The organism is Magnetospirillum sp. SS-4, assembly GCF_902729425.1.
In the GTDB taxonomy this organism is placed as follows: domain Bacteria; phylum Pseudomonadota; class Alphaproteobacteria; order Rhodospirillales; family Magnetospirillaceae; genus Phaeospirillum.
Map to the genome: position 1 here is coordinate 303,594 of NZ_CACVCH010000070.1, position 12,690 is coordinate 316,283.

General features: G+C 69.1%; 15 protein-coding genes. 3 read left to right on the plus strand and 12 right to left on the minus strand.

The window, feature by feature from the left end:
• Positions 1–32: 32 nt before the first annotated feature.
• Together MTBSS4_RS13525 and MTBSS4_RS13530 are read right to left on the minus strand one after the other, a co-directional pair.
• On the minus strand, positions 33–1,787 hold the full coding sequence (locus MTBSS4_RS13525) for an antifreeze protein (RefSeq protein WP_173983925.1): 1,755 nt from the start codon (positions 1,785–1,787) through the stop codon (positions 33–35).
• A complete protein-coding gene (locus MTBSS4_RS13530) occupies positions 1,768–1,905 on the minus strand; it encodes a hypothetical protein (protein WP_173983926.1) in 138 nt (45 codons plus the stop codon). Before MTBSS4_RS13530 ends, MTBSS4_RS13525 begins: the two co-directional genes overlap by 20 nt.
• Positions 1,906–2,070: 165 nt before the next feature.
• Between MTBSS4_RS13530 and MTBSS4_RS13535 the strand changes: the two genes are divergently transcribed.
• Genes MTBSS4_RS13535 through MTBSS4_RS13545 form a run of 3 tightly spaced genes read left to right on the plus strand, consistent with a single transcriptional unit; the run spans position 2,071 to position 5,010 of the window.
• Entirely contained in the window at positions 2,071–2,640 is a 570-nt protein-coding gene (locus MTBSS4_RS13535; RefSeq protein WP_173983957.1) for a shikimate kinase, read from the plus strand.
• Positions 2,637–3,740: a 3-dehydroquinate synthase gene (aroB, locus tag MTBSS4_RS13540; RefSeq protein ID WP_173983927.1), complete on the plus strand. Its 1,104-nt coding sequence runs from the start codon at positions 2,637–2,639 to the stop codon at positions 3,738–3,740. Before MTBSS4_RS13535 ends, aroB begins: the two co-directional genes overlap by 4 nt.
• Positions 3,741–3,744: 4 nt before the next feature.
• A complete protein-coding gene (locus tag MTBSS4_RS13545; protein WP_173983928.1) occupies positions 3,745–5,010 on the plus strand; it encodes an HlyC/CorC family transporter in 1,266 nt (421 codons plus the stop codon).
• 10 nt (positions 5,011–5,020) lie between these two features.
• On the opposite strand, the gene MTBSS4_RS13550 is transcribed toward MTBSS4_RS13545, so the two are convergent.
• The 10 genes from MTBSS4_RS13550 to nifA all read right to left on the minus strand — a co-directional run bounded on the left by MTBSS4_RS13550 (position 5,021) and on the right by nifA (position 12,546).
• On the minus strand, positions 5,021–5,422 hold the full coding sequence (locus MTBSS4_RS13550; RefSeq protein ID WP_173983929.1) for a hypothetical protein: 402 nt from the start codon (positions 5,420–5,422) through the stop codon (positions 5,021–5,023).
• Positions 5,419–6,174 (minus strand): tetratricopeptide repeat protein, encoded by a 756-nt coding sequence (locus tag MTBSS4_RS13555; RefSeq protein ID WP_173983930.1) that lies wholly within the window; start codon positions 6,172–6,174, stop codon positions 5,419–5,421. The genes MTBSS4_RS13550 and MTBSS4_RS13555 overlap by 4 nt, the downstream gene beginning before the upstream one ends.
• A gap of 45 nt (positions 6,175–6,219) precedes the next feature.
• The gene (locus MTBSS4_RS13560; protein WP_173983931.1) at positions 6,220–7,155 is read right to left on the minus strand and encodes a glucosaminidase domain-containing protein; all 936 of its coding nucleotides are present in this window, start codon (positions 7,153–7,155) and stop codon (positions 6,220–6,222) included.
• Positions 7,156–7,309: 154 nt separating this feature from the next.
• Positions 7,310–7,693 carry a 2Fe-2S iron-sulfur cluster-binding protein gene (locus MTBSS4_RS13565; RefSeq protein ID WP_173983932.1) on the minus strand — a complete coding sequence of 128 codons (384 nt, stop codon included), beginning with the start codon at positions 7,691–7,693 and terminating at the stop codon, positions 7,310–7,312.
• Positions 7,681–8,553 (minus strand): SIR2 family protein, encoded by an 873-nt coding sequence (locus MTBSS4_RS13570; RefSeq protein WP_173983933.1) that lies wholly within the window; start codon positions 8,551–8,553, stop codon positions 7,681–7,683. The genes MTBSS4_RS13565 and MTBSS4_RS13570 overlap by 13 nt, the downstream gene beginning before the upstream one ends.
• A gap of 1 nt (position 8,554) precedes the next feature.
• The gene (nifT, locus tag MTBSS4_RS13575; protein ID WP_173983934.1) at positions 8,555–8,770 is read right to left on the minus strand and encodes a putative nitrogen fixation protein NifT; all 216 of its coding nucleotides are present in this window, start codon (positions 8,768–8,770) and stop codon (positions 8,555–8,557) included.
• Positions 8,767–9,027, minus strand: coding sequence for a nitrogen fixation protein NifZ (locus MTBSS4_RS13580; RefSeq protein WP_173983935.1), 261 nt, complete (start codon positions 9,025–9,027; stop codon positions 8,767–8,769). Before MTBSS4_RS13580 ends, nifT begins: the two co-directional genes overlap by 4 nt.
• 81 nt (positions 9,028–9,108) lie before the next feature.
• Entirely contained in the window at positions 9,109–9,297 is a 189-nt protein-coding gene (locus tag MTBSS4_RS13585; protein ID WP_173983936.1) for a 4Fe-4S dicluster domain-containing protein, read from the minus strand.
• A 17-nt stretch (positions 9,298–9,314) separates the two neighbouring features.
• Positions 9,315–10,775, minus strand: a complete 1,461-nt coding sequence (gene nifB / locus MTBSS4_RS13590; RefSeq protein ID WP_173983937.1) for a nitrogenase cofactor biosynthesis protein NifB — start codon at positions 10,773–10,775, stop codon at positions 9,315–9,317.
• A 127-nt stretch (positions 10,776–10,902) separates the two neighbouring features.
• Positions 10,903–12,546, minus strand: a complete 1,644-nt coding sequence (gene nifA / locus MTBSS4_RS13595; protein ID WP_173983938.1) for a nif-specific transcriptional activator NifA — start codon at positions 12,544–12,546, stop codon at positions 10,903–10,905.
• Positions 12,547–12,690 lie beyond the last annotated feature (144 nt).

Genomic DNA, 12,690 nt, shown 5'->3' on the forward strand with positions numbered 1-12,690 from the left:
CGCCGCGCGACGCCGGGGGATTTTTTTCGCCTTTACACGCCGTTGCCCAGGGCGGCCTCGATGGCCAGTTCGCGGGCCTCGCGCTCCAGCCCCACCTGGCGCAGGGCGGTGACGACGCGGTTGAGGATGTCGGCGTCGACCTTGTCCAGCCCGGTCTCGCCCAGCGCCACCAGCGACAGCAGCACCGTCTCGCCCAGCCGCAGGCCTTCCACCGCCGAACGCAGCATGGCCTTGACCGCCGGACGGGGCTGGGCGGCGGCGGGCGCCGGAACCGGCGACAACGCCAGCCATTCGGTCTGCGGCACCTTTTCCCCCACCGCCTGCAACAGGTCCAGCGCCACCAGGGCGCGGCGCTCCGCCTGTTCCGGCGACAGGTCGCGGGCGGTCCGCCAAGCGGCGTACTGGCCGGCCGAGCCGCTGGCGCCGCTGACCGCCGGACGATACAGGCGGGCCAGCGGCCACAGATCGTCGGCGGCCTTGGCGGTGGCGGGATCGGTCCGGGCCAGCGCCACCCACGGCAACGCCGTCTCGGGACGGCCAGCGGCATATAGGGCGCGGGCCAGCGCCCCGGCAACGGGCGCAAGGTCGGGACTCGGCCTCAGGTCGGCGATGAGGGGGGCGTAAAGCCGGGCGGTGGCGGCAAAGGCGCCGCGCTCGGTCCCGGCGGCAAGAACCCGGCCCAGCAGGTCGGCGCGAACCGCCGGATTCTGTTCCGCCTGGACGGAACGCAGCATCAGGACCCGGCCGAGGGGCGTGCGGTCCCCCTGGGAATGGGCCGCCTGCTGTTCGGGCTGGGTCAGGGTGACGGCGCCATACAGCCGGCGCAGCGAATCGGTGTCCATCACCCCCATGGCCTCGGCCCGCTCGGCCGCCACCAGCCGGATGTCGGCGGCGAGGCCGGCGGAACCGGCCAGGGTGCGCAGCATCGCCGGCGAGGCGGCGTTGGCGGCATCGGCCGGCAACGGCAGCTTGGCGGCGGCGAAAGCGGCCAGATGCAGGGGCGTCGGGTTGGCCAGGGTGGCGACCTTGGCCGGCGGGGTGCCCCCCATGGCCTCGGCGGCGGCGATGAAGGCGTGATCGGCGTCCTTGCGTTCGCGCATCACGTCCAGCGCCAGATTGGCCTCCAGCACCTTGCCGCCGACCAGTTGGCAGAAGATGGAAAGCCGGCTGTCGCCGACGCCATGGGTGGCCGCCTCGGCGCAGGCGGCCTTGGCGTCGCCGGCCAGCAGGAAGGTGTCGACCTTGATGCGTGAAATGGCGGGGGACGCCAGGGCGGCGGGAGCCGCCTTCAGCAGCGAGGCCAGACCGTCGACCTCGCCCATGGCGTACAGCCGTTCGGCCCGCAATTCCAGCAGTGGCGGCGTCTGGCGGGCATTGCCCTCGGGCGGCGGCGCAGTGGTCAGCAGCAACCGCCGCGCCAGCGACCGCATCGCCCGCGAATCGCCGGCCGCCGGAATTTGCGGCAGGAACCGCCGCACCAGTTCCGCCGGGCTGTCCCGCCACAGATTGACGCCGAACCCGCCCTGGTTCTCGTCGAGCACCCCGACCGAATCCATGTCGGGAGCCCTCAGTTCCTCCATCACGAAGCGGCCGCCGGTTCCGGACGGCGACGCCGCCGGGTCGAACACGGGCGACGGCACCACCTTGACCGGCGGAGCGGTCTCGGCCGCCGCCGGCGGGTCCGCCGATTGCGGCGTCAGCGGCATGGGCTGCGCCAGGGCCGGCCCCGCCGCCATCACGGCCGGCAGGGCCAGGGCGGCGAGACGGCTAGCGAGGGAACTTGTCATTGGGCAGCACCTTCTCGACCTTCGCCGAGGGCGGCGGCGGGTCCCACGAGGAAAGAAACAGGCCGCCGGCAACGACGGCCAGCAGCACGACGACCGAGAGGATGAGGATTTTGTTCATGGGCGGCAGGAAACCTTGCGAAGCACCTGATGAATGTGAGCGGACTGGACACGGCCGTGCCGGGCCGGCTACAAGCGGCGGGGGCAGTGTATCGGCCCCATCGCGCTTGATCAATGTCGGCCTGGAGGGGTGGACGAACCGATGTCGGGGAGAAGCAGCGACGCCATGGCCGACGAACTGGCTCTGCTGGCGTCCCGGCTGTCGGGGCGCCTCGCCCGCACCGTGGTGCTGGTGGGGCTGATGGGGGCCGGCAAGTCCTGTGTCGGCCGCCGGCTGGCATCCCGGCTGAACATGGATTTCGTCGATGCCGACGTCGAATTCGAAGCCGCCGCCGGCTGCACCATCAGCGACTATTTCGCCCGCTTCGGCGAGGCCGGCTTCCGCGACGGCGAGCGCAAGGTCATCGCCCGTCTGCTGGACGGCCCGCCGGTGATCCTGGCCACCGGCGGCGGCGCCTTCATCGACCCGGCCACACGCCGGCGCATCAAGGAAACCGGCATATCCGTATGGATTCGGGCCGAGCTTGACCTGCTGCTGAAACGCACGGTCGGCCGCGACCACCGGCCGCTGCTGAAGCAAGGCGACCCGCGCGAGATTCTCGGCCGCCTGATGGAAACCCGCTATCCCGTCTATGCCGAGGCCGACATCACCGTCGAGTCCACCGACGAGGTGGCCGAGGCCACCGTCGCCCGCGTCATGGCGGGCCTGATCGACTACCTGGAGCCGACGACATGACCATTGTTTCCCTCGACCTGGGCGAACGCGGCTACGACATCCACATCGGCCCCGGCCTGCTGGACCGCGCCGGCGAATTGATCCGCCCGGTGATGCAAGGCGAACGCGCCCTGGTGGTGACCGACGACCAGGTGGCGCCGCTTTATCTGGAGCGGGTGGAGAAAAGCATGGCGGCGGCCGGCATCCAGCCCCTGCACACCGTGGTCCCGGCCGGCGAGAAGACCAAGGACTTCGCCCATCTCGAAGCCCTGCTGGACGCCATGCTGGCGGCCAGGGCCGAACGCGGCGCCATGGTGGTGGCGCTGGGCGGCGGCGTCATCGGCGACCTGACCGGCTTTGCCGCCGCCATCTTGCTGCGCGGCGTCGATTTCGTCCAGATTCCCACCACCTTGCTGGCGCAGGTGGATTCCTCGGTGGGCGGCAAGACCGGCATCAACACCCGCCACGGCAAGAATCTGGTGGGATCGTTCCACCAGCCCCGGCTGGTGCTGGCCGACACCGGCGTCCTCGACACCCTACCCCGCCGCCAGGTGCTGGCCGGCTATGCCGAGGTGGTCAAGTACGGCGTCATCGACGACGCCCCGTTCTTCGACTGGCTGGAGACCAACGGCGCCGCCCTGGTCGACGGCGACGCCTCGGCGCGGGCGCACGCCATCGCCACCAGCTGCCGTGCCAAGGCCCGCATCGTCGCCGCCGACGAGCGCGAAGGCGGCGTGCGCGCCCTGCTCAATCTGGGTCACACCTTCGGCCACGCCCTGGAGGCCGAGACCGGATTTTCCGACGAGATCCTGCACGGCGAGGCGGTGGCCATCGGCATGGTGATGGCGCTCCGGCTGTCGGCCCAACTGGGGCTGGCCCCGGCCGAGGACGCCGAACGGCTGAAGCGTCATCTCGACGCGATCGGGCTGCCCTCGGCGCTGCCGCCGGGCCGGCTATGGCCGGTTCCGCGCCTGCTGGAGCACATGCGGGGCGACAAGAAGGTCAAGGACGGCAAGGTCACCTTCGTGCTGGCCCGGGGAATCGGCCAAAGCTTCCTGACCCGCGAGGTGCCCGAGGCCGAACTGGCGGCGATGCTCGGGGAAATGGCGGCCGGGAGGTAGGATCATGGACGAGAACATCCTGTCGCTGATCGCCATCTTCGGGCTGCTGATCCTGTCGGGATTCTTTTCGGGGTCGGAAACGGCGCTGACCGCGGTGTCGCGGGCGGTGATGCACCAGATGGAGCAGGACGGCAGCCATCGCGCCCGGCTGGTCAACCGGCTGCTGGCCACCCGCGACCGCCTGCTGGGCGGGCTGCTGCTGGGCAACAACCTGGTCAACATCCTGGCGTCGTCGCTGGCCACCAGCGTGCTGATCGGCATGTTCGGCGATACCGGCGTGGTCTACGCCACCGCCGCCATGACCGTCGTCCTGGTGCTGTTCGGCGAGGTGCTGCCCAAGACCTACGCCATCTACCACGCCAACCGGGTGGCGCTGCTGGCGGCGGCGCCGGTATCCATCGTGGTGCTGGTGCTGACGCCGTTCGTCCGCGCCATCGAGGTGGTGGTGCGGCTGGTGTTCCGCCTGTTCGGCGCCAGCTACGCCGCCTCGGTGACGCCGGAGGCCGCCATGATGGAGCTGAGGGGCGCCATCGAGGTCCACGCCGGCGAGGAGGAAGTCCGGGAGGAACGGCGCATGCTGCGCTCGATCCTCGAACTGGCCGACGTCGAGGTGGGCGAGGTCATGACCCATCGCCGCAACGCCGTCACCATCGACGCCGGCCAGCCGACCTCGGCCATCGTCGATCAGGTGGTGGGCAGCACCTATACCCGCCTGCCGCTGTGGAAGGACGACCCCGACAACATCGTCGGTGTCATCCACGTCAAGGACATGCTGCGCGCCGTGCGCGGCCACGAGGGCGGGCTGGACGAACTGAACGTGGCCGAATTGGCCTCGCCGCCCTGGTTCATCCCCGATTCCACCACCTTGCTGGAGCAGTTGCGCGCCTTCCGCCAGCGGCGCGAGCACTTTGCCCTGGTGGTGGACGAATACGGCTCGCTGATGGGGGTGGTGACCCTGGAGGACATCCTGGAAGAGATCGTCGGCGACATCGCCGACGAACACGACAACGCGGTGGCCGGGGTCAGGCCGCAATCGGACGGCAGCTTCATCGTCGACGGCTCGGTGACCATCCGCGATCTCAACCGCGAATTCGAATGGCGGCTGCCGGACGAGGAGGCCACCACCATCGCCGGCCTGGTCCTGCACGAATCCCGCCAGATCCCCGATGTGGGGCAGGTGTTCCGCTTCCACGGCTTCCGCTTCGAGATCGCCCGGCGCCAGCGCAACCAGATCACCAGCATCAGGATCACCCCGCCGACGGGGGAATGACGAGCCCCCGTCAGCCGGCGCGGACGGCCCAGGCGACCAGTCCGCCGGCCTGGCGCTCCATGCGCGGGCGAACCAGCCCGGTGGCGAGATCCACGTAGGCGAAGGTCTTCTGGGCCTTGGGCTCGTCCCGCAGCTTGAGAAATGTCCCCGATGGGGTGGCGAAGGCGTCGCCGATATCGGGATAGCCGCCGCTCGCCTCTCCCAGGTCGATGGCGGCTCCCTCGGCGACGGCCAGCGGTGTGTCCGGATCGATGTAGATCAGGGCGAGGTCGCGCCGCCCGGCGGTCAGCGCGACCAGATAGTGGTTGATGTAGTCGCGGCCCGGACGCTCGACCTTGAGGCACAGGACGGCACGGCCGTCCACGGTGGCGGTGACCAGGCTGCCGGGCGGAACGCGGTGGGCGGGGATCATTTGACGGCGACGTCCATCAGTTCGAGATTGCGCCGGGCGGTCTCGGCCACCGGGCTGTCGGGAGCGGCGGCGATGGCCTTCATCCAGTCCTCGCGGGCGCCGGCCGGATTGTCCTCCATGCGGCGGATCAGGCCACGCTCCAGCAAGGCGTCGGGCAGGCCGGGGTCCAGCACCAGCGCGCGGGCGATATCCTCCTTGGCCGGTTCCAGCCTTTCGAGAAGGCGATGGGCGGCACCGCGCAGCACCATGGCTTCGACCCGGTTGGGCTGGGCCTTCAGCAGGGTGGTCAGCACCTCCACCACCTCCTGGTGAAGCCCGGCCTGGGCCAGGGCCACCGCCTTGTCCAGCAGCAGTTCGGGATGACCCGGCACCAGCCGCAATCCGGCCTCCAGATCGGCCAGGGCCTTGTCGGGCATCCCGGCCATCAGCCACGACTGCGCCGCCTGAGCCAGCATGTCGGCCCTGAGGCCTTCCGGACCGTGGCTGGCCTGGGCCAGGGCTTCCAGCCGCCGGGCGGCTTCTTCCAGCTTGCCCAGTCCGATCAGGGCCACGGCGGCGCAATGGCGCGCCGGCTCGCCTCCGCCCAGCGATTGCCAGGCCAGCGCCTCCTCCCACCCGTCCTCCGGCTTCTGGCGGGCCAGATGCAGGCAGGCGCGGTATTCCTGGCGGGGATTGACGGCCTCGGCCCGGCCAGGGACGGGCGACAGCAGGATCGACGCAAGCGGCAGCAGGGCGGCGAGGTGGCGCATCATCGGCCGGGTGTGCCACCAAAGCCCCGGGGGACGCAAGAGGGAAACTCAGCCGGCCGAGGCAAGACGCCGCGGCAGGGGCTGGCCCAGGCGGGCTCCGTCGAACCGGGCGAGATCGTTGTGACGCATCACGGCGCGCACGGTTTCCACATAGGCCTCGCCCCGCTCGGAATAGCGGCTGAGGGCGGCGGCCAGGGCATGGCCGTCGGGGGTGGCGCCACGGGCGCGGGCGACGGCGCGGGCACGGCGCAGGTCCTCGTAGGCCCGGTGGGTGTTGAGATTGTGGACATAGGCGCGCACCGCCTCGTACAGGGTGCCGAAATGGCGCATGCCGGGCTCGCCGCCCGCCACCTCGACGGTATGGCCGAACAGGTTGCGGCTGCGGCGCACCAGGCGCGAGGTGCCCCAGCCGGATTCCTCGACCGATTGCGCCAGGGCCAGCGACGGCGGCACCACGTCGACGCGCGACATCAGCTTTTTCAGATCGCCGTCCTCGACGCCATAGCGCTGCGCCAGCGAGTCCAGCCAGATCCGGTCGTCGTCGCCGAGCGGCCTGTGCGCGGCCCTTTGGGCGGCGATGTCCAGCAACCGGGCGCGATCGTGGGCGATTTCCTCGCCCACCGCCAGCACCAGCGGCAGCATCACCTTGAGAAAGACCCGCTTGCGGGTGTCGATGTCGGGCAGGTCGTCCAGGTCGGCGGGGACCTGGGTCAGGAACAGCGGCGGCACCTCGATCCGACCGTCGCCGACGGCGTCGAGGGAATAGCCCATGCGGCGAAAGGCCTCGTCGAGACGGGACGCGCTGCTGACGTCGGCATGATCGATGGAAGCGGGCTCGATGCTTTCGGGAGCCGTGCGCTCAGCCACCTGGACCGGTGGGCGCGCCCCCTTGAGAACCACGGTGTAAAGTCCGCCGATGGCGCCGATGGCGGCGATAAGACAGGCGGCTGTGATGATTCGGGACCCGACTGACCCGGTTGCCATATGGGCTCACCTCCATATTGTTGCAGTGCAATATCAAGAGGCACCCTAGCGGCATGTTTCGAAAAAAACAACCCTAACCTGCCCAGACAGGAACAAATAGGGAAAATGGGCGCCCCGGCGGGACGCCCCTTCACCGCCCCGCGACGGCCGCCACTCACCGCCGCAGGTCGATTTCCACGCCGGGTTCGCCCGAGAATTCCACCAAGATGTCCTCGCCGCGCACGATGTACTGGCAGGCCAGCCGGTAGGGCGGCGGCATGTCGTTGGTCTCGGTGTTGTCCAACTGGGCCTTGGTCAGCTTGCCGTTGACCGACAGGGTCAGCTTCTCCTTGTCGGTCAGGTGGATGGCCATGGGGGCGTTGTCGCCCAGCACCGTCACCTTGATCAGGCAGGACCCGCATTCGCCGTCCTGGCACTGGCAGGGAATGGGGATGCCGTGCTGCCTGGCGACGCCCAGCAGAGTCTTGTTGTCGCCGGCCACCGCATAGACGGTGATGTCCTTGTCCAGGGTGGGGGCGCTGAAGGTCACGTTGGCCATGGGGGCTCCTCTCGTTGCGCGGCGGTCAGGGCGGCGACCGCCTCGGACAGCCGCAGGGGCAAGGGCGTGATGCCCTCGGTCTCCAGAAAACGGATCTCGTTGCGGGTCAGCTCGTCCGGCACCACCGCGAAGCGGGGACCTCCGGAACGCCTGGCGATCTGGCGGGCGAAGGTGCGCAGGATCTGGTCGTAGAAGCGGCAGCCCAGGAAGACGAAGCCGCGCCCGGCGCGGCGCGCCTTGACCGTCTCGGGAATCGGGGTCTGGATGTCGATGTCGGTCAGCACCTCGACGTAATCGGAATCCGAGACCAGCACGTCGCCGGTGGGCTGGGCGGCGCCATGGGGCTTGTAGAGCACCGTCTCCCACCCGGCGGCATCCCTGTCGGGAACGACGGCGCCTTCGGCGCTGACCGCCCTGGTCCAGACGCCGCCGTCAAGCCGGCGCGCCTTGGAGGCGCCTTGCACCTGCCCCCAATCGGCGCGGCCGCTGTCGATCAGCGCGGCCCGCATGGCGCCGTCGTACCAGGCGTCGACGATCAGCGGCAACCGGGGCAGGCCGGCCAGCCAGCGATGCAGGGCGTTGGGCGGCGGCACCGGCCGGAAGATGTCGGCCATCAGCCGGTCGACGGTGACCCGGTGCTTGTGGGTCTCGATATACTGGGCGGCGTGCCACAGATTGTTCCTGATGCGGCCGGGCACGCCCACCTTGCCGCCCAGCAGCAGGGCGAGGTCGCGGGCGCCGGCCGGCACCGGCGGCTCGGCCTCCAGGCGCAGCACGTCCGGCCCCAGGAAGGGAATCAGGTTGCCGGCGGCGATCTCGGCGCCGATGCCGGCCAGCAGGGACGTGGGGGAATCGAGCATCTCAATCCTCCTCGCCGCCGATCCTGCGGGCCTCCACCGTGACCGGCAGACGGGTGTCGGCCGGCATGTCGGGCATGGCGAAGGTCCAGCCGTTGGCGATCCTGATCCAACCGCCCCAGGGGGTGTCCTTCTCCATCTCGACCACCTTCTCTTCCAGGTCCTTCTTGGGGACGTAGATCTCGTAGGTTTCGCCGATCTTGCGCAGCATGACCTTCATGACGGTCTTCCTTCCAGTTCGTGGACCCGCATGCCGACCAGGCGGCCGCTGTCGATGAACTCGATGCCGTAGATGTAGAAGCGGTTGAGATAGGTGCCGACCGAATGGACATAGCCGGTCTCGCCCTTGCGGATCAGGACCTCGCCCATCCTGGCGCCGGGAAAGGTGCCGTCATTGCGGACGTCCTTGAGCGAGGCCACCGCGTCGCCGCGCTGGAACGAGGGACGGTCCCACAATTCGAAACGGTCGTCGGTCATTGTTCATCTCCCTCAAGCGCCGGGCGCTCGATCTCCCTCAAGCGCCATGCCTTCGGAGCGCGGGCGTCCCGCCCGCCCCCGTCACCCCTGGACGATGCAGCCCTCGACCGGGCAGACCGCCTGGCACTTGGGCGAATCGCCGTCGCATTCGGTGCAGCCCGACGCCTTGATGACGTAGACGTCGCTCTTGATGCTGATGGCGGCGTTGGGGCATTCGAATTCGCAGGCGCCGCAGGTGGTGCATTCGGATGCGATGATCTTGAGAGCCATGACATGTCTCCTTCTGCTCAGGCGATGGCGGACTGGCCGCCGAGGCGTTCGGCGTACCAGGCCGCGATGGCGGTCTCGATGTAGTCGAAGGGATATTGGTCGACGGCCTCGATGCCGGCGGCCTTGAGGTCGTTCTTGGGACAGCGGCCGATCTTGGCGACGAACACGGCGTCGATGCCCTCCAGGGCCGCCAGCACCACGTCCAGCTTGTCGTCGTCGCCGAAGCCGCCCTGGCAATACGTGTCGGCCTTGCGATGGCCGGAGAAGCGGACCCCCCGGGCATCGACCTCGAACACCTGGAATTCGGCGGCATGGCCGAAATGCTGGTTGATGCGGCCGCCGCCCTTGGTGCAGACCGCCACCAGCCGGGCCGGCGCGTCCGGGACCCGGGCCAGATCGGCCGAGGCGATGGCCACCGCCTTGCCCCGGTCGGCCCGCTCGCGCTCGACCACGTCCCGGTACAGGCGGCGCGGCTCGGGATCGAAGCCGGGCTCGTCGGCGATCTTGTCCAGGGTGAAGTCCTGCGACAGGTCCTCGCCCAGCATGCCGATGGCGTCGGCGCGGCACTGGCGGCAATGGCGCATCAGATTGGCGCCGCCGGCCAGCCGATCCTGCAACTCCTTCAACTCGGCCGGCCTGGGGCCGCGCTGGCCGGCAAGGCCGAAGGCGGTGCCGTGGGCGGCGTCCGAGATCAGCGGCATGACGTTGTGGAGAAAGGCGCCCCGGGCCTTGATGGCGGCGTTCACCTCGATCAGGTGCCGGTCGTTGACGCCGGGGATCATCACCGAGTTGACCTTGACCAGGATGCCCCTGGCGGTCAGGCGCTCCAGCCCCTCCATCTGGCGTTCGTGCAGGATGCGGGCGGCCTCGACGCCGGTGTGGCGCCTGCCGTTGAAGTAGATCCACGGATAGATGGCGGCGCCGATCTCGGGATCGGTCATGTTGATGGTGATGGTGACGTGGTCGATGTTGTGGTCGGCCAGGGCGTCGATGTGGTCGGGCAGGGCGAGGCCGTTGGTCGAGACGCAGAACTTCAGGTCGGGCAGGCGCTTTTCCACCAGCCGGAAGGTCTCGAAGGTGCGTCGCCAGTCGTACATGGAATCGCCGGGGCCGGCGATGCCCAGCACGCTGAGCTGCGGCACCCGGTCGGCCACCGCCAGCACCTTGCGGGCCGCCTGTTCGGAGGTCAGCGTCTCGCTGGTGACGCCGGGCCGGGATTCGTTGGCGCAATCGTATTTCCGGTTGCAGTAATTGCACTGGATGTTGCAGGCCGGCGCCACCGCCACATGCATGCGGGCGAAGTAATGGTGGGCCTCCTCGCTGTAGCAGGGATGGTCCTTGACCTTGTCCCAGATGTGAGGCGGCAGGTCGCCCCGGCCCTCGGAGGAGCCGCACGACCTGGAGGAGCAGCCGCCGCCTTCGGCCGGGGCCGGGCGCGACCGCGCGATGCTGGTCAGGGGAACGACGTTGCTGGTCACCGGCGATCTCCTCGTCAAGGGATGACAAGGAGGGCATTGCAATGGCGATGCCAGTTGCCGCAGCGCAATAAACGGCGGAACCCTGCGGTTCCGCCGTTGTCGCAAGTGCGACAGCGCGTCGCGGAATCTACATTTGGCGGAGTTCTATGTTGTGCTTTTTCAGGGCGTAGCCGACCTGGCGCGGCGTCAGCCCCAACAGACGGGCGGCCTTGGCCTGGACCCAGCCGCAGCGCTCCATGGCCTGGATCAGCTGGTCGCGTTCCGAAGCCCCGGTGGCATCGGCGGCCCCGGCGGCATTGGGCGGCGGCGCCAGCGGACCGGCGGGAACCGGAATCGGCGCGGCGGGCCGGGCCGGAGGCGGCGGCGATTGCGGATTGCGCTTGTGCCACAGGGTCGATGACAGACAGGTGTCGTTGCGGCACGACAGGTCCATCTCGTCGATCACCTCGCCCCTGGTCATGGTGGCGGTGCGGTAGACGCAGTTCTCCAGTTCGCGGACATTGCCGGGGAAATAGCAGCGTTGCAGCGCCTCCAGGGCGTTGCGCGAGAAGACGAGGTCGCGGCCGTTCTCCTCGTTGAACTGCTTCAGGAAGTACATGGCCAGCAACGGAATGTCGCCGGACCGTTCGCGCAGCGGCGGCAGCACGATGGGCACCACGTTGAGGCGGTAATAGAGGTCGGCGCGGAAGCTGCCGTCGGCCACCGCGCTTTCCAGATCGCGGTTGGTGGCGGCCACCAGCCGGACGTCGACCTTGATGGTCCTGGAGCCGCCGACCCGCTCGAACTCGCCTTCCTGCAACACGCGCAGCAGCTTGGCCTGGAAGGCGGCGGAAATCTCGCCGATCTCGTCCAGGAACAAGGTGCCGCCATGGGCCAGCTCGAAGCGGCCCTTGCGCTCGGCCACCGCGCCGGTGAAAGCGCCCTTGTCGTGGCCGAACAGTTCGGATTCCAGCACGCTTTCCGACAAGGCGGCGCAGTTGACCTTGACGAAGGGTTTTTGCGCCCGCGACGACAGGATATGGACGGCGCGGGCCACCAGTTCCTTGCCGGTGCCGCTTTCGCCGCGCAGCAAGATGGTGGCCTTGGTCGGCGCCGCCTGCTGGACATGGGCGAAAACCCGGGCCATGGCCTCGGAACTGCCGACCACGTCCTCGAGCCCGCGGACGGGCAAGGCGGGGCGGACATCCTCCATGCGTTTTTGCAGGCGGGCGGCGTCGGTCATCAGGGTGTCGCGGTCGTCGGCGACCTTCTGATGCAGGCTGACGGTCTGGCCGATCAGGGTGGCGACCATGGTGAGAAAGCGCAGGTCGTGCTCGAACACATAGCGGGCGGCGCCGGTCCAGGCGCGCTCCACCGACAGGGCGCCGAACGGCTTGTCGGTGGTCTTGACGGGCACGCACAGGAACGAGATGGATTCGTCTTCCAGCGCGTCGCCGTCGGCCATCATCTCGGCCAGCAGCGGCTCGTCGCGGATGTCGGGGGCCACCATGGGAATACCGGTGGCGATCACCTTGCCGGCGGCGGCCAGGGGATATTTGAGGGCGCCGGAACGGGCCAGTTGCAGCGACATCCCGGTGACCGCCGCCAGGGACGGCGTTCCCGCCTCGTCCTTCAGGACCACCGCGCCGTGGCGCATGTTGAGATAGGCGGACAGGACGTTCAGCACCTCGTGCAGCGCCTTCTCAAGATCGAGGGTTCCCCCCAGGATCTTGCTGATTTCATAGATCCCGATCAGCGGCAGGGCACTTTCGTCGGCTCTGTGATCCTTCATCCGCATTGGTCCCGACACCATCCGATTGCACGCATTGCCCCCGCGGGGGCGATCCCCGCGCGGCCCGATCCCTCCCCATGTCTTGATTATTGTCATTATTCTTAATGGAATGATGCCGCCACGTCCAGCGTCGCCGTCATTGCC